Raw genomic sequence first — 15,666 nt, 5'->3', positions numbered from 1 at the left:
AAGAAAATATTACGCATGGCCAAAAAAATAACAATTTCCCATTGTTTTATTGGGACAAATTGTTTAATATCTGCCGAAACCCGTTACCCCACAAACAACGGAATTATGGGCCTTTAGGTCCTTAAGTGTTGTAAACAAATCATTTTATTCTGATGATGCGTTTACGTTTTATTGATTTTTAACATTATTAAAGTGGAAGGTTACTATGTACACTGAGAAATCATTTGTGTTGAAGCCAGCAGACGCTGACAAAAAATGGCACTTAATTGATGCTACTGATATGGTAGTTGGACGTTTAGCAACTGAAATCGCTAATGTATTAAGAGGGAAGAACTCACCAAAGTACACTCCTCATACAGATTCTGGTGATTTTGTTGTTGTTATTAACGCAGAAAAAGTTAGATTTACTGGGAATAAGTGGAACGATAAAGTTTACTACAGACACACAGGGTATGCTGGTGGACTTAAAGAAAGAACTGCTAAAGAACAATTAGAAAGAAAGCCAGAAGCGATTCTTATGAGCGCTGTTAAAGGTATGCTTCCTAAGAATTCTCTAGGTAGAAAACAATTAACAAAACTTAAGGTTTTTGCTGGATCTGAGCATGCACATGAAGCTCAAAAACCAGTAGAATACAAATTCTAGTAAGAGGTTATTATTATGGCTAAAGGAAAAACTTGGGATTCACAGGCAGTTGGTAGAAGAAAATCTTCAGTTGCTAGAGTTTACATGGCTGCAGGGACTGGTAAAGTTGTTGTTAATAATAGAGATATCAAAGAGTACTTCACAAAAGGTACAGATAGATACGTTGTTAACCAACCTCTAAACCTACTTAAGCTTGCAGACAAATATGATCTAAAAATCAACGTAACTGGTGGTGGAACTACTGGTCAAGCGGGTGCTGTTCGTCTTGGTGTTGCAAGAGCAATTCTTAAGATTGATGCTGCACTTAGAGGCGAGCTTAAATCAGCTGGATTCCTTACAAGAGATCCAAGAAAAGTTGAAAGACAAAAAGCTGGTCAGAAAGGTGCAAGAGCAAAGTACCAATTCTCGAAGCGTTAAGATTTATCTTACAATATTTTCGAATATATGCGGGGCCCACTTTTGTGGGCCTTGTTTATTCATGGGCCTACCAAAAACTTTTCTTCTATGCTATAAATCCTTATGGCAAAATCCATTCAGCTTAAAGGCGTAAGAACTAATAATTTAAAAAATATTGATGTTGAATTTCCAATTAATAAGATCACTTGTGTTTCAGGTGTATCCGGTTCAGGAAAGTCATCTTTAGTTTTTAATACATTGGCAAATGAGTCTAAGAGAAGATTTTTAAATTCACTTCCTTCTTCAATGAATTTTTTTGAAAGAGTTCCAACAAGTGCAGAAGTCGATAGTATTTCGCCAGTTCTTCCTGTTTGGAGTTTGGCACAAAATAATCCAATAGTTGGTTCGCGATTAAATATGGCCGACCAGTTAGAGATTAGTTATGAATTGGCCCAATTATATTTTGAGCCTTTTTCCACAAAATGCTTGATTCATGGTGATGAGTTTGTTGATGGTCTTTCACAAGTTGAGACTGAAATTAATGAATCCGTGAGTGATGACTGTAAAGTCATTCATGTTCTTATTGGTAAAGACCATTATCTTGAGAATATTAATGGTATGCCTGCTAGAAGTTTTGATTCTAAAACTTCAACTATTCGAGAATTTGATAAAGAAGACTCTCAATGGGAAATTTTTAGAATTAAACCGAAGAGTATGAATCAATTTCGTAAAAAGTGGACTGAGCTTATAAAAAATAATGCTGTATCTCAGTTAAGTGTTTTTCTTGCAGGTCAAGATTTGTTAAAACACTTCAATTTAAACACTAGCGCTTATTGCCCTAAATGTTCGCAAGAAGAATTGAGAAGTGCACGTCAGATTAGTGACTTGCTTCCTTACAATGGTGTTGGTGCTTGCTCTGAGTGTAAGGGTTATGGATCGACACTAAGTTATGACATTAATAAAATTGTTAAATATCCAAAGAAAAAAATATCAGATGGTGCAATAACTTTCTTAGAATACTCAAAATATAATGATCATTATAAATATTTTGTAGCAGAAATTAAAAAAGTAGGCATCTCTCCTGACAGTCGTTTTTGCGATGTTAAAGAGGAGATCGAAGATATTTTAATGAAAGGAAGTGGACGCTTTTATGGTGTTTTAAACTTTCTTTATGGCCTTGAAGAAAAAAGATACAAGCGTTCTGCTAGAATCTTTTTGAGATCACTTCAGAGTGAAAAGTGTTGTCACTTATGTGAAGGTAGAAGGGTTTCCCCAAGTGCACTTCATCACCGTGGAAATTTACAGAATATAAATTCATATGGAGAATGTTTATCTCTCACTATTGAAGAGCTATATGAAAATATATTCGTGGATAAGAATGAGACGATCGTAAAAAAAATATTGGCCAAGTTAGAAATTGCAATAGAATTAGGTCTAGGACAATTCCCTTTGATGACAAAACTTAAATCACTAGAAACTAGTGAATATCAAAAATCACTTCTAGTACGCTATTTAAGTTTTCAAGGTAGTGGTTCATTGTTTGTACTTGATGAGCCTAGTCTTGGAATGAATTCTGAAGAGCAGAAAGTTTTACTGAAGTTTCTAAAAAAACTATCTTCAAATAATACTGTAGTAATGGTTGAACATAGTAGAGTCTTACAACAAGGAAGTGACCATAATATTGTTATTGGACCTGGAGCAGGCCATTTAGGTGGTGAAGTTGTTGCTCATAAACTTCCGAAACTAGAAACAGTTAAAAAGAAAGTTTCTAAAAAATCTCTATCTGATGAGGAGATTATCTTTAAAAATATTGAGTTTGAAGGCTTTAGATATAATGAGATCAAATTTCAAGTCGGTACAATTAATCAAGTGAAAACTCAGATGGATTCATTTGATAAGAGACTTGTTATTAATGCACTCTTTAATGAGTTAAATGAAGATATCTTTAATGAAAAATATGACTTTGAAACTTCTTATGAAATAGATGGTTTAAGTTATCCTGAGGGGATTGAAAATATCTTTATTTATGAAACAAGGATTGAAAAATCAACAAGTCGCTCTACTGTTGGAACGGCTCTCGATTTAAGTGGTCATGTCAGAAACTATTTTTCAAAGCTACCTGTCTCTAAATCACTTGGACTAGAAAAAGGTCACTTTTCTAAAAATAGTAAATTAGGACAATGTGCTGTTTGTGAAGGAAAGGGTATTCAAGAAATAGATATGCAATTTCTTGAAGATGTAACATTCGATTGTGATGAGTGTGGTGGAACTGGTTTAAAAAAATTCTACGCAACTATCACTGATGGAAAATATACAATTATTGATGCTTGTAAAACTCCTATATCAACTTTGTTTGAGTCAATTCCAACGACGCCGAAAATTAAGAGAACAATTGAATATTTAAAGTTATTAAATCTCGATTACCTAACTCTTGATCGTATCATTCCGTCGCTATCTGGTGGAGAGCGCTTGCGTGTAAAACTTCTTAAGGCCATTGATAAGAAGGTAAAGAATTCTGTTATTGTTCTAACGAATATCTCTTACGGATTATCAATTAATGAACTGAATTCAATCTGTGAATTACTTGAGGGGTTAACAAGGCAGGGGAATACGCTAATTTTACTCGATAACCATGAAATTTTTAGCAATTTCAATACGATAGAGCTTGATTAAAACGCTAAAGTATTAAGAGTATTATCCGATAAGAACAGTATGTTAAAGTTCTTGTTGTGCACTATTTCTTTTCTTTTTTCTGTGAATGTTTCGGCACAAGAGTTATTCCAAATTCCGTTGAGTAAGCAACTCTCAGAATCAAATGCGATTATTATGGGAATTTATCAGGGAAGCTTCCCTAAAAAGTTAAGCAACGGCTCCGTTGTTACGAATGTCTCGTTTAAATTAGAAAAATCTGTAGGTTTAGGAAGTCGACAATTGATGAATAAGAATTCCTTCAGCTTTGTCTACGATGGTGGGACTTGGCAGGGGATTGAGTATCCTAATAAATTACGACCTCGTTTCGTTGAAGGTCGCCGTTATATCGTACTCTTGAGAAAAGGCGAATATGACTTTTATCCTCTAAATGAAAGACTTGGTGTCTATAATGTAATTGGACGAAGTGGTGAAGAAGCAGTCATCTCTCAAGCATTTCCTGATAACCCAAAGTTTGGTTCAAATTCATTCAGTACATTTAATCTGTGGATCAGCAGTATTTATGGCGAAGGATTAAAAGGGATTGGAACTGATAAGGATATTTTTCATAAGAAAAAGGGTGGAAGAAAAATAGCTTCACTCAACGTCTCTTCAGAATCAAACGAATATAAAATTCACATCTATTGGTTAGCACTTCTTTTTGGATTACTTGGTGCGGCACAGTTAAGAAAATCAAAAGTCTAATTATCTAAATTTACTATTCATTTTTGACGCGCAATTTAGTAAAATTTAACTAATTATCCCATGGAAGGTAAATATGAATCTATTAAAAGTACTTTTGTTAATCACAGTTTTTTCACTGGGTCACAAGGCCTATTCACAAGATTTATTAAACGAAAGAATTCGCAAAATTCCGGATAAGAAGAGATCAATCTTTTTTAACAAAGGAATCTTTCATTCGACAAATAGTAATACCAATTCTGTCTTGAAATCAATTCGTCATGGAAATGGTAGCTCAAGAGGATTTGAAAGATTGGTATTCGACTTTGAAACAAATGAAGCTCCAAGAGTTTATGGATATAAGTCAGAAAAAGAGAATAAGATCTATGTAGATTTTTTTAAAACAAAACTTAATAAGAAAGTTGGTTCATTTGGAACTTCTAAGCTTGTGAAGAAAGTTGATTTTTATCCTGTAGGAGACGATACACTCTCTGCAGAACTTGTTATCGATGGAAAACATTCAATTGATGTTTTTACATTAAAAAATCCAGGTCGATTAGTAATCGATATTAAAAAGTAGGTGTGATTTATTATGAATGAATACGAAGAGTACAACGTGCAAATTAAAGACTCAGCAGGGGATGAAAAATTTCCTGAAGATGTTGTAATCATACCTATTATGAATAGCCCGATTTTTCCGGGAATGATTGCACCAATTATTTTAACTGAAGACAAGTTTACAGCTGAATTAGATGAGTATCTAATCAAGAGTGGTTACCTTGCACTTAACTTGGTTAAAAATGATCTTAAGAATGAAGAAGGAGAGATTGATCCTACAATTCAAGAAGATCTTGATTCAAGAGAAATAACTTCAAAAGATATCTATAAAGTAGGTGTTCTTTGTAAAGTTGTAAAAAGGCTAAAGCTGCCAGATGGGTCAGTTAACGTTTTAGTTCACGGTATTAAGAGATATCGTGCATCTAATATCTATGAACAATCACCATTACTACGTGCAAAGTATGAAGTATTTGATGATATTTTAGAGGAAGATGAAGAACTAGATGCATACACTCGTTCTATCATTAATCAGGTTAAAAAGCTTAGTGAAGTAAACGCATACTTCAACGAAGAGATGAAGCTTGCAATGATTAACTCTTCTTCTCCTGGTGCACTTGCTGACTTAGTTGCCTTTGCATTATCACTTGATATTCCAGAAGCTCAAGACTTTTTAGAAACTCTTGTTGTTAAAAAGCGTTTTGGAAAACTACTTGTTTATCTAAAGCGTGAAAAAGATGTTGCAGATATTCAAAAGAAAATCTCAGACGAAGTTAACGATAAAGTAAATAAGTATCAGAGAGAATACTTCTTACGTGAACAGCTTAAGGTAATTAAATCTGAGCTTGGGCTTGAAGAAGATGATAAGGCCCGTGATATTAGCAAGCTTAAAGAGAGAGTTCTTGAAGCAAAGCTTCCTGAAGAAGTTCTTCAGTCTGTAAATGAAGAGTTAGAGAGATTAGAAGTAATTCCAGACTCTTCTCCTGAGTATAACGTAACACGTACATACCTAAATTGGATTGTAGACCTTCCTTGGTCTAAGTCTACTGATGATTATGTAGATATGGATAAGGCGCAAAAGATTCTTGAAAAAGAACACTATGGCCTTGAAAAAGCAAAAGAAAGAATCATGGAGTTCTTAGCTGTTCGTAAGCTTAAGCCACAATTTGATGGAACAATTCTATGTCTTGCAGGTCCTCCAGGTGTTGGTAAGACATCTATGGGGAAATCTATTGCTGAATCTCTAGGACGTAAGTTCTATCGTTTCTCTCTTGGCGGTATGAGAGATGAAGCAGAGATTAAAGGACATAGAAGAACTTATGTTGGAGCGATGCCAGGTCGTTTAATTCAAGCAATGAAACGTGTTGAGGTTAATAACCCAGTAATCATGCTTGATGAGATTGATAAACTTGGACAATCTTTTCAGGGTGATCCAGCTTCAGCATTATTAGAAGTTTTAGATCCAGAACAAAATCATACATTCATCGATCATTATCTAGATGTTCCTTTTGATTTATCAAAAGTACTTTTTATATCTACAGCAAACTACATTGGTGATATTCCAGAACCATTATTAGATCGTATGGAAATCATTGAACTTAGTGGTTATACGATGGAAGAGAAGCTTTCAATTGCCTCTAAATGGGTAATTCCAAAGCAAATTAAAAAGCATGGTTTAGAAAAGAAAGACATCAGTTTATCAAAAGCTACTCTTAAGAAGCTTATTGAAGACTACGCTCGTGAGCCTGGTGTTCGTGTCATGGAGCAAATGATTGCTAAAATGTGTCGTCGTGCTGCACTTGAAAAAGTTAAGGCAAAGAGACATAAGGTATTCAATCCTAAACCTACGGAGCTAGAAGATATTCTAGGAACTGCTCGCTACCAAAGTGAAAAGGCCCTTAAGAAGCTTTGTCCTGGTATGACTACTGGTTTAGCTTGGACTGGTTATGGTGGAGATATTCTTTATATCGAAACTCTTTCATTGAATGGTAAAGGGTTTAAGTTAACTGGTCAGCTTGGTGATGTAATGAACGAGTCAGCTAACCTTGCTTATAGTTATGTAAAACAACTTCTTCAAAATGAAATGGATGAGTATTTCAAGATGAAACCAAAGAGAAAGGTTTCTGATGAAAATGAAGAAGATGAGATGGAAGACTTCCTTTCTGAAAGAGAAGTTCACCTTCACCTTCCAGCAGGTGCAACTCCTAAAGATGGTCCTTCAGCAGGTATTACAATGGCATTGGCCCTTTATTCTCTTGCACATAATGTGACAATTAAGAGTAATCTTGCAATGACTGGTGAGTTATCACTTACAGGTAAGGTACTTCCAGTTGGTGGTATTAAAGAAAAAGTATTAGCAGCTAAGAGAGCTGGTATTACAAATATTATTCTACCAATAGATAATGAGAAGGATTTAAAAGAAGTTCCTGAAAGACATAGAAAGGGAATGAAATTTTATCCGGTTGCGCATTTTGATGAAGTTCTAAAAATTGCGATTCCAAAATTTAAGCCAAAGTTTAAGTAATAAAAAAGGCCCTCATGGAGGGCCTTTCTTATATGAAAAAATTTAAATTCAAATTAGAATTCGACTTAGAATTCGTCTGAGTCGTACTCACTTACTGGAGCATGCTTAACTTTACCAGCTGCAATTTCTCTAAGTGCTGTAACAACATCTTTATTTTTACTTTTAACAAGTTGGTCTGCACCATCTCTTAGTTGCTTAACTCGCTTAGCTGTTAGGTGTACTAACTCATAACGGTTTTCAACTTTTTCTAAACAGTCTTCAATCGTAATTCTTGCCATTTTGTGCACTCCGAAAAATTAAATGTGACTTAAGTTATTTTTATAGGACAAAGCGCTGTTTTTGTCTAGAGATTGGGCCTAAATATTTAAAATATTTAGAAATACAGGAATATGCCTCACGTGATTTAAGTAACTTAGGTCGCAATTGTTGAGCATTTTACTTGCAAATTATATTTTATATGAAGAAGCAATTATTTATATTTATTGAACAACAGGCCGTCTCAAAATCTGTTAAACATTATCAAAGAAAGTTCAGTGGCGTCTGTGCAGGTAATATATTAAGAAAAATTGATTTAATTTTTAAAAATGGTCCATGTGATTTGGCAATTGGTTACTATATTTTTAAGATTGATATTATAAAAATTGAATCAAAGACACTTTTTGGTGAAGTGTTAAGTTATAAATATTTTGGTGAATAATGGATAATCCTACAATAGTCGAACTGGCCTTAGAAGAAAGGAAGTTTCTGCACGAAATGTCTAATAAGCTTGCAATCGCGGATGGAATGGCCGCTAAAGTTTTAAAGCTATTAGAAGAGCAAGGCGGAGATGAAGATATAATAAGAAGACAGAAGAAGGCGACAAAGGCGATTAAAGAGCAGATAGAGCTTCTAAAAGAAAGAAGATTTCTGCTCCATGAGCGTTCTAATTAAGGTTTACATTAACCTGGTCACCAACCATAAAGGCAGGAATATCTAGAATTGGCTGTCTATCTTTGTCATTAAAGTTCTTAGTAATCGCAATAGAAGTATCTGAGTCGTGATGAATTACTTCGAGCTGGCCAACCTTCATTTTATGACGGTAGCGCTTCTCTCGGTCATATGGATCATTCAAAATAACGACTCGGTATACATCGAGTAACGTTCCATTTTTTATACCTTGTTTTTCTCCAAGGTTCACATAGTAGTTCTTTTGAATTTCTTGTACGTCATTGGTCATAGGTAATTCATGTTCCACAGAATAGATCATGTAGCCATTCGCGATAACTTGCGTTTGAAATAGGATTCCGATGATGACGAGTATGAAATGTGCAAGAGTTTTCATTCATTACTTCCTTTGTTGCAGTAGTACACTTTGCAAGCATACTGATCTACTATTCGGAAAAATGAGGTAAAAAATGATAGGGGCGTTTTTAACGGAAATTGGGGGAAATATATTCCCCCAAAATAATTAGCTTATTAACTACTTTAGTCTTAAGTATTTAACTTTATTAACAACTAGGTCGTTATATCTGAAGTTTTTTAGTCGGTTATGGTAAACAATATAATCACGAGAGTAGTACAGAAGTACCCAAGGAAGGTCCTCTAGAACAATATCCTCTACCTGTGACATAAGTAGATATTTCTCATCGCTATCGTTCATTACTTTAATACTTTCAAATTTTTTATCAAAATCTGAATTAGAGTAATTTGATACGTTTGGTCCAGGAGCTTGGTTCTTCGTTGTTAAAAGTTGTAGAACATTTTCGCTATCTGGATAATCAAGAGTCCAACCATCTAGCCATATTTGTAATTTACCTTCTTTCGATTTCTTTAAGAACGCAGGAAACGTATTCAATTGGATTTTCATTTTAATCCCAATTTTCTCAAGATCTTGTTTAAGAAGCTCTGCTCGTTGTCTTTGAGTTGTAGAAGATGCTCTCGTATCGTAAACAAGAGTTGGAAGTCCTTTTCCATCTGGATATCCGGCCTTCCTTAGATATTCCTTGGCCTTCTCTACGTTATAAGAATATGGAAGTTTTCTTGATGGATCATATCCAGGAATTCCTGGAGGATAAATTGAGTTAGCTTTTAATCCAATATTATTTGTAAAAGTTTTAATATACTTCTCAACATTTACAGCATGTGCAATAGCAAGCCTTAGATTCTTATTTGTTCCAACGATTGGATCCTTCATATTGAATGAGAACCACCAGTATGTGAAACTCGAAAAAATATCAAGAGTGATATTCTTATCACGAAAGTCTTCTGTAAGTTCACCGCTAGGGGATACAAGTGAGTGATAATTGTCTTTTGGAACTCTTAGGAAATCTAATTTCCCAGACATAAATTGTAGCCATCTTGTTTGGGCTTCTTTAATGATATGGAATTCAATTTTATCAATGAATGGAATTCTCTTACCTGCATCAGTAAGTAAGTTCTTACTATGAGCGAAGCGGTCACCTTTTCCTGGATAGAATGATTTATGATACTTATCAAAACGGCTCATAAAGAGTTTTGAACCGCGAAACCACTTATCTAGTTTATATGGGCCTGTACCAATGAGCTCATCAAGAAATGTTTCTTTCTTAATAACTTCTGCTGGCATAGGTGAAGTAAAACTCATTGCCAGAGCGTTTAACATTTGTGGATATGGTGCAATTAATTTGATTTGTAATGTTCTTTTATCAATTGCTTTAAGTCCGTCGACATCAGTAGATAGAAGCTTATCAAAATCACTTCCAACTTCTTTTCTAAACTTATTAAGACCGACTACTCTACCGTCGAAGAGCCACCAACCATTACTTCTATATGGAGTAAAGGCGAGGCGTTTAATTTGGTTGATAAAGTCTTGAGCTTCAACAAAACGTGGCTGACCATTGAAAGCAGGATGGTCATGATACTGCACACCTTCTTTGATTTTAATAGTATATGTAAGTCCATCATCTGAAACTTGTGGCATTTCTTCAGCAAGAAGAGGCACAAGCTTTAATGGTTTTCTTAAATAGTGATATTCGAATAATTGTTCATAACCTTGATAAATAACTGACATAGAAACAGAGTCATAGCCATTTACGGGGTCAATTGTTGAGATCGATTCTGTTAGTGGAAATCGAAGTGTATTCTTATCATCTTTATCAACTCTACAAGATACTAGAGGCAGTAACAGAATAATCAGAATAAAATTAAAAAGGGGAGTTTTGCTCATTACTTTCCTCATCATTTTGGACATTTTTAAGTTCAGTATTAATTTTGTCGTATGAATGTCCTTTTGACAAAAGAAAGCGTATCAACTTTTGCTTAAAATTAAAATCTTCGAGGGCCGAAACGCCTTTAGAACGCAATTTCTTATTAATTAGCTCTCTTAGTTGACCATCTTCAGTATATCGATACTCTTCGTATAATTCATCGATCAGCTCTGTACTAGGTTCGACTCGTTCGGCCCTTAATTTATTGAGAATATTTCTCTTACTTAAGCCTTTATACATAAATGTTTTAATACGTGTACGAATGTATTGTTCTTCTTGAAGATATTTAGATTCTTCTAGAAAATCTAGTAGCTGATCTATGAAAGGAGTGTATTTTTTCTCGTATAATTTTTGAGATAATTTATATCTTGAGTAGTCTCTCTTTGATAGAAGCCAGATGCAGTATTGATAAGCTCTTTTAAACGAGCGAATGTCTTCAGACTTCGTTTCTGAGTCGTCTAGAGGTAGTTTTTCAATGGTTTCTTTGAGAGTCATTAGAAAGGGCGCCCCTTAATATTAATATCTATCATTCGATAGGATAGAAACTTAAGGGGCTATATTTGTTTATTGTACTACTTTTTTAGACTTAGATTTTGCCTTCGTCTTCTTTTCTTCAATTACTGGCTCATCTTCGATAATTTCACCAGTTGTTTGATCAACTACAGTGTTACCTTCGATTAGTCCGTGAAGAGCTAGAATCTTATTTTTGATTTCTAATGCAATCTCTGGATTATCAGCTAAGTATTGTTTTGAGTTCTCACGCCCTTGACCAATTTTTGCATCATTATATGAGAACCATGCACCAGCTTTCCCAACGATATTATTTGCAACAGCAAGATCTAGTAGGTCACCTGTTTGTGAAATACCTTGTCCGTACATAATATCAAATTCTACAACTTTAAATGGAGGAGCTACTTTGTTCTTAACAACTTTAACTTTAGTTCTGTTACCGATTACTTCGTCACCATTTTTAATTGCACCAGTTCTTCTGATATCCAGTCTTACTGAAGAATAGAACTTAAGTGCGTTACCACCTGTTGTTGTCTCTGGGTTTCCGAACATAACACCAATCTTCATACGAAGTTGGTTAATGAAAATTACTGTACAATTTGAACGATTAATTGATCCAGTAAGTTTTCTTAGTGCCTGTGACATTAGTCTTGCTTGAAGACCCATGTGTGAATCACCCATGTCTCCTTCAAGTTCTGCTCTTGGAGTAAGTGCAGCAACAGAGTCAACGATAAGAAGATCAACAGCACCTGAACGTACAAGCATATCTGTAATTTCAAGGGCCTGCTCACCACTATCTGGTTGTGAAATAAGTGTATTTGGAATATCAACACCTAGCTTTTGAGCATAAACTGTATCAAGTGCGTGCTCAGCATCAATAAATGCTACAGTACCACCTTGCTTTTGCGCTTCTGCTGCAATGTGAAGAGTTAGTGTTGTTTTACCTGATGATTCAGGTCCGTAGATTTCAATGATACGACCTTTTGGAACACCACCTACACCAAGTGCAAGATCTAGTCCTAAACAGCTTGTTGGAATCGCTGGAATTCTTTCTGGACCATTTTCAGTATCCAGTTTCATAATTGCACCTTTTCCGAATTGTTTTTCAATTGTTGAAAGTGCTAGGTCTAATGCTTTTTGCTTGTTCTCGTTAGATGTTGTGGCCATAAGCTCTCCGTGTTTTTTTATAAGTTCTATCAAATTTATCTTCTATCAGCTAATGCAAAAAGCGGTATTTTTAACTTCCCTTTAAGTGCGGGGATTTAATGAACACAACAAAACTGAATTCCAGTTTTTTACTTTTCGCTTATTAATATTTTTAGCGTAAGTTTTGCGTAAGTCAAGAGATAAATTCTAACAATTTAAAAGTAAGGATGTAGCTGATTCCGGCCATAAGACCCGCTGCGATATCGTCAAATGTTGTTCCTAGAGCGTCTTTGCGATTGTCGAAGTATTTAACTGGTCCTATTTTCCAGATATCGAAAAGTCTAAATAGGGCAAAAATAGCTACGTAACTTACGTAACTTTGATCTTGTAAAAAAAATGACGCAATCCAAATCCCGATTACTTCATCAATTACTATCCAAGAAGGATCGACACAATCATATTCTTTTTCAATAACACCAGTGATAAACACTGCGCCTATTGTAAGTATTAAGAGAAATGGAATGAAGAAGAAGAATGGCGCATTAAGCTTTCCGATAAAATAAAGAAGGATAATTGTAACTAAACTTCCAACAGTTCCAGGGGCCTTAGGAGCTAGTCCTGCTCCAAAAAAAGTAAGAAATAGAATTCTTAAGTCAGTTAGTGACTTTAATGTCAGTTTTTTTGTATTTTTTAGCTGATTTTCTGTCTTCATGGGCTTATGGTAGCATTACTCAACGATAGAACAAAGTAACTTTATGAATCGACCTGATTATTTAAAAAATTATATTTTTGACTGGGATGTAATTGATGTTGTTGTTGGTGGTAAATCAGCACTCGACTCAAACTTCTTTGTAGCTAAATTAGATGACATTACAGAAGTAAATAAATTCTTAAAAGGCTACGGACTTGATACTGAAGATCCAGTCTCAAGGGCGGAGTTATTTGGAAATTTTCAAGAGGCCGTCCAATTTATTAAACGTTACTTTTTAAAAGATGGAACACCGGATGGTCTTGATTTAGAGATACCTAATTCTCTTTATACTGTTACTGATATAAGTGGCCTGTTTTTAATGGCAACTGGTAATTCGGATCACACTGTAGAAGAACAATTGTGGGCAGAAATTGTTTTAAAAGTAATGCACACAATTCTGCATGCAGACAAAGACCTACGTTCTAACTACTTTAATCAAATTCAAACTCAAATATTTGATAAATTTTATCGCTACCTTCACCGCGACCAAGAAAATAATCTTTTCTTAAAGTCTGGAGAGATTTCAATTCCTTTAGTGGACTTTGAAACAAAGTCTAAGAAGTCACGTGATAGTGTAATTATTAAGCTACTCCACAAGGCCGAAAACGTAGCGGAAGAATTATTTGATAGAGTAGGAGTACGATTAGTTACGAAGAATAAATTAGATATTTTAAAAGTGATTCAATTTTTGATTCGTAATTATATTATTACTCCTCACAATATTAAGCCATCAAGATCTCTAAATACAATCTTTGATATTAGTCATTTTAGAACTAAGTACTCAAGCTTAGTGAAGATGGCCTTAAGAAACAATCTTTCTGAAGAAAGATTTGTGTCAGCAGTCAATAGAGAGATTGATGAATGTAGCTTTGATAATTTAAAGAATGAGAATAATCTCCATTCTTCTACAAAGTATCGTTCTGTTCAATTCACTTGTCGCCAACTTATAAAATATAAGAATCCTTTTTTGGCAGAGTTCTTTAAGTTAAGAAAGTTAGCCAAAGAGGAAGATTCAGCAGTTGCAAAGGAATTACTAGGTTTAGACTTCTCTTCCCTTGCTAGAGATATTAGATTTTTCTATCCTTTTGAAGTTCAAGTTGTTGATGAAACTTCTTATAGAATTAATTCTGAAGGCGAGGCGTCTCACAGTGAATATAAGAAAGCACAACGAATCTATGCAATGAATCGTGTTTTCAAAAAACTTCTAATTCACAAAGGTTTAGTCCAAGAATAGATCGATTCGTTCATTGATGAATTCGGGAAAATCTACTTGTGGAACATGGCTTCCATTCTTAATGATATATAGTTCGGAGTTTTTAAGGCTATCATGTAAGATTTGTTGTAGATAATTTGGAATCACCTTATCTTTATCCCCACCAATAATTAGCGTAGGAATTTTAATTTCTTCAAGTTCTTTAATGATCTTTTGATCTCTCATTTGATCAAGGAGTTGGAAGAAGATATCAGGTGAAAGTTCACCTAGTTTCTTCATATAGTATTCAACAAATTCAATATTTGTTTTCTTTATATTAAATCCACCATTCCAGACTAATGCACTTGCAAGAGGGTTGCGATAAACATTTTTCCAAATAAATTGAAATTGTGACTTCCATCTATCTTTAAGTTCTTTGATATAAGGCTCAGTCATATCAATTATATTAGAATCAAACATGACATCTTGAGGAGGAAAGATTGTTCCAGAAATTAATACAATTTTTTGTACTTCTTCAGGATATTTATGAGCATAGTCGAGTGTTACATTCACTCCCATTGAGTGGCCAATATGGATACTTGTTTTAATATTTAATGCACGAACTAATGAGTTAATATCATTAATAATATTTTTGAAGGTAATTGATTCAATTCCCTGTGTCGTCTCTGACTTGTAATGTCCTCTGTAGTCATGAAGAAGTATTTTATAGCCAAGCTTTTCGAAGTGATCAATTTGGTAAACAAAGTGTCTTACATTACAAACAAGGCCATAGTTAAAAACAATAACTTGATTATGTTCTTCATCTAAGTTTTCAATATTTGTCCAATATTGAATCTTAGTTGTCTCATCAACTTGGTGATACTTCGCTTTATTTCTCCAAGAGGTCATTGTCATATTTTCCAGTTAAAGTTACGTAATGTTCTTCTAGTGATTGAATAAAGTCGTATTTTGCAGGATCTTCTTCTTTAATACGCTCAAGATATTTATAGTAGTCCTGAAAGTCATTTTCATCACTCTTTTGAAATTCTATTATTTGTATCTGTATACCTTGGCATTCAAGAATATCATTTTGTTCTAATCTTATAATTCCTTCAACTGACTTAGAGTTTACTTTGTAAGCTGAGCTTGTTTCAAAAACTAAGTGATGGCCGATGGATTTTAAAACACCAAGCTCTTTTGATAATGTTTTGTCTTCAATAATTAGATTATTGTGAACCGAGCTTCCAATATAAACTCTTGGTAGTTGAAATTGATATTCTCCAAGAGATAGTAGATCGTTAGTTTTTAATACTTTAAGATGAATCATAGCTTTATTTTATACTCGATCTGAGTTTT

The 15,666-nt window shown here is 34.3% G+C and carries 17 protein-coding genes; 9 read left to right on the top strand and 8 right to left on the bottom strand.

From position 1 onward, the window contains the following. The first annotated feature begins 205 nt into the window (after positions 1–205). The 6 genes from rplM to lon all read left to right on the top strand — a co-directional run bounded on the left by rplM (position 206) and on the right by lon (position 7,487). On the top strand, positions 206–643 hold the full coding sequence (gene rplM / locus C0Z22_RS11165) for a 50S ribosomal protein L13 (RefSeq protein WP_103218455.1): 438 nt from the start codon (positions 206–208) through the stop codon (positions 641–643). A gap of 15 nt (positions 644–658) precedes the next feature. Continuing rightward, positions 659–1,060 (top strand): 30S ribosomal protein S9, encoded by a 402-nt coding sequence (rpsI, locus tag C0Z22_RS11160; RefSeq protein WP_103218454.1) that lies wholly within the window; start codon positions 659–661, stop codon positions 1,058–1,060. A gap of 102 nt (positions 1,061–1,162) precedes the next feature. Then, a complete protein-coding gene (locus C0Z22_RS11155; protein WP_103218453.1) occupies positions 1,163–3,712 on the top strand; it encodes a hypothetical protein in 2,550 nt (849 codons plus the stop codon). A gap of 261 nt (positions 3,713–3,973) precedes the next feature. After that, entirely contained in the window at positions 3,974–4,432 is a 459-nt protein-coding gene (locus tag C0Z22_RS11150; RefSeq protein WP_146037873.1) for a hypothetical protein, read from the top strand. 73 nt (positions 4,433–4,505) lie between these two features. Continuing rightward, positions 4,506–4,988 carry a hypothetical protein gene (locus tag C0Z22_RS11145; protein WP_103218451.1) on the top strand — a complete coding sequence of 161 codons (483 nt, stop codon included), beginning with the start codon at positions 4,506–4,508 and terminating at the stop codon, positions 4,986–4,988. A gap of 12 nt (positions 4,989–5,000) precedes the next feature. Then, positions 5,001–7,487, top strand: a complete 2,487-nt coding sequence (gene lon / locus C0Z22_RS11140; protein ID WP_103218450.1) for an endopeptidase La — start codon at positions 5,001–5,003, stop codon at positions 7,485–7,487. A gap of 65 nt (positions 7,488–7,552) precedes the next feature. Here the strand turns inward: lon and rpoZ are convergent, their stop codons facing one another. After that, positions 7,553–7,765: a DNA-directed RNA polymerase subunit omega gene (rpoZ, locus tag C0Z22_RS11135; protein ID WP_103218449.1), complete on the bottom strand. Its 213-nt coding sequence runs from the start codon at positions 7,763–7,765 to the stop codon at positions 7,553–7,555. 179 nt (positions 7,766–7,944) lie between these two features. Between rpoZ and C0Z22_RS11130 the strand changes: the two genes are divergently transcribed. Both C0Z22_RS11130 and C0Z22_RS11125 read left to right on the top strand, forming a co-directional pair. Further along, positions 7,945–8,184, top strand: a complete 240-nt coding sequence (locus C0Z22_RS11130) for a hypothetical protein (RefSeq protein ID WP_103218448.1) — start codon at positions 7,945–7,947, stop codon at positions 8,182–8,184. Then, entirely contained in the window at positions 8,184–8,417 is a 234-nt protein-coding gene (locus tag C0Z22_RS11125) for a hypothetical protein (RefSeq protein WP_103218447.1), read from the top strand. Before C0Z22_RS11130 ends, C0Z22_RS11125 begins: the two co-directional genes overlap by 1 nt. On the opposite strand, the gene C0Z22_RS11120 is transcribed toward C0Z22_RS11125, so the two are convergent. The 5 genes from C0Z22_RS11120 to C0Z22_RS11100 form a co-directional block, all read right to left on the bottom strand. Further along, positions 8,410–8,808, bottom strand: coding sequence for a hypothetical protein (locus C0Z22_RS11120; RefSeq protein WP_103218446.1), 399 nt, complete (start codon positions 8,806–8,808; stop codon positions 8,410–8,412). The two genes, C0Z22_RS11125 and C0Z22_RS11120, sit on opposite strands and share 8 nt — an antisense overlap. A gap of 138 nt (positions 8,809–8,946) precedes the next feature. Next, positions 8,947–10,671, bottom strand: a complete 1,725-nt coding sequence (locus C0Z22_RS11115; protein WP_158246905.1) for an ABC transporter substrate-binding protein — start codon at positions 10,669–10,671, stop codon at positions 8,947–8,949. After that, entirely contained in the window at positions 10,649–11,206 is a 558-nt protein-coding gene (locus C0Z22_RS11110; protein ID WP_103218444.1) for a regulatory protein RecX, read from the bottom strand. Before C0Z22_RS11110 ends, C0Z22_RS11115 begins: the two co-directional genes overlap by 23 nt. Before the next feature lie 69 nt (positions 11,207–11,275). After that, positions 11,276–12,388: a recombinase RecA gene (gene recA / locus C0Z22_RS11105; protein WP_103218443.1), complete on the bottom strand. Its 1,113-nt coding sequence runs from the start codon at positions 12,386–12,388 to the stop codon at positions 11,276–11,278. A gap of 172 nt (positions 12,389–12,560) precedes the next feature. Further along, positions 12,561–13,079 (bottom strand): phosphatidylglycerophosphatase A, encoded by a 519-nt coding sequence (locus C0Z22_RS11100; protein ID WP_103218442.1) that lies wholly within the window; start codon positions 13,077–13,079, stop codon positions 12,561–12,563. A 43-nt stretch (positions 13,080–13,122) separates the two neighbouring features. Here C0Z22_RS11100 and C0Z22_RS11095 point away from each other — a divergent pair, with 43 nt between their 5' ends. Then, a complete protein-coding gene (locus C0Z22_RS11095; protein ID WP_103218441.1) occupies positions 13,123–14,352 on the top strand; it encodes a TIGR04552 family protein in 1,230 nt (409 codons plus the stop codon). Here the strand turns inward: C0Z22_RS11095 and C0Z22_RS11090 are convergent. Both C0Z22_RS11090 and C0Z22_RS11085 read right to left on the bottom strand, forming a co-directional pair. Continuing rightward, complete coding sequence (locus tag C0Z22_RS11090) at positions 14,338–15,219, bottom strand: alpha/beta fold hydrolase (protein WP_158246904.1); 882 nt, start codon at positions 15,217–15,219, stop codon at positions 14,338–14,340. The genes C0Z22_RS11095 and C0Z22_RS11090 overlap by 15 nt on opposite strands. Beyond that, complete coding sequence (locus C0Z22_RS11085; protein ID WP_103218439.1) at positions 15,200–15,637, bottom strand: hypothetical protein; 438 nt, start codon at positions 15,635–15,637, stop codon at positions 15,200–15,202. The genes C0Z22_RS11090 and C0Z22_RS11085 overlap by 20 nt, the downstream gene beginning before the upstream one ends. Positions 15,638–15,666 lie beyond the last annotated feature (29 nt).

The sequence above is a fragment of the Halobacteriovorax sp. DA5 genome, from assembly GCF_002903145.1.
Lineage (GTDB): Bacteria > Bdellovibrionota > Bacteriovoracia > Bacteriovoracales > Bacteriovoracaceae > Halobacteriovorax_A.
The sequence above is the reverse complement of the archived record's forward strand: the minus strand, read 5'-3'. Positions and strand labels throughout refer to the sequence as shown.

Excerpts from the sequence above, each read along its gene's own strand:
- C0Z22_RS11095 (WP_103218441.1), top strand. The coding sequence starts at position 13,123 with ATGAATCGACCTGATTATTTAAAAAATTATATTTTTGACTGGGATGTA.
- rpoZ (WP_103218449.1), bottom strand. The coding sequence starts at position 7,765 with ATGGCAAGAATTACGATTGAAGACTGTTTAGAAAAAGTTGAAAACCGT.
- C0Z22_RS11120 (WP_103218446.1), bottom strand. The coding sequence starts at position 8,808 with ATGAAAACTCTTGCACATTTCATACTCGTCATCATCGGAATCCTATTT.
- C0Z22_RS11110 (WP_103218444.1), bottom strand. The coding sequence starts at position 11,206 with ATGACTCTCAAAGAAACCATTGAAAAACTACCTCTAGACGACTCAGAA.
- C0Z22_RS11130 (WP_103218448.1), top strand. The coding sequence starts at position 7,945 with ATGAAGAAGCAATTATTTATATTTATTGAACAACAGGCCGTCTCAAAA.
- C0Z22_RS11125 (WP_103218447.1), top strand. The coding sequence starts at position 8,184 with ATGGATAATCCTACAATAGTCGAACTGGCCTTAGAAGAAAGGAAGTTT.
- C0Z22_RS11100 (WP_103218442.1), bottom strand. The coding sequence starts at position 13,079 with ATGAAGACAGAAAATCAGCTAAAAAATACAAAAAAACTGACATTAAAG.
- C0Z22_RS11085 (WP_103218439.1), bottom strand. The coding sequence starts at position 15,637 with ATGATTCATCTTAAAGTATTAAAAACTAACGATCTACTATCTCTTGGA.
- C0Z22_RS11090 (WP_158246904.1), bottom strand. The coding sequence starts at position 15,219 with ATGACCTCTTGGAGAAATAAAGCGAAGTATCACCAAGTTGATGAGACA.
- C0Z22_RS11155 (WP_103218453.1), top strand. The coding sequence starts at position 1,163 with ATGGCAAAATCCATTCAGCTTAAAGGCGTAAGAACTAATAATTTAAAA.
- C0Z22_RS11115 (WP_158246905.1), bottom strand. The coding sequence starts at position 10,671 with ATGAGCAAAACTCCCCTTTTTAATTTTATTCTGATTATTCTGTTACTG.
- rpsI (WP_103218454.1), top strand. The coding sequence starts at position 659 with ATGGCTAAAGGAAAAACTTGGGATTCACAGGCAGTTGGTAGAAGAAAA.
- C0Z22_RS11145 (WP_103218451.1), top strand. The coding sequence starts at position 4,506 with ATGAATCTATTAAAAGTACTTTTGTTAATCACAGTTTTTTCACTGGGT.
- lon (WP_103218450.1), top strand. The coding sequence starts at position 5,001 with ATGAATGAATACGAAGAGTACAACGTGCAAATTAAAGACTCAGCAGGG.
- C0Z22_RS11150 (WP_146037873.1), top strand. The coding sequence starts at position 3,974 with ATGAATAAGAATTCCTTCAGCTTTGTCTACGATGGTGGGACTTGGCAG.
- recA (WP_103218443.1), bottom strand. The coding sequence starts at position 12,388 with ATGGCCACAACATCTAACGAGAACAAGCAAAAAGCATTAGACCTAGCA.
- rplM (WP_103218455.1), top strand. The coding sequence starts at position 206 with ATGTACACTGAGAAATCATTTGTGTTGAAGCCAGCAGACGCTGACAAA.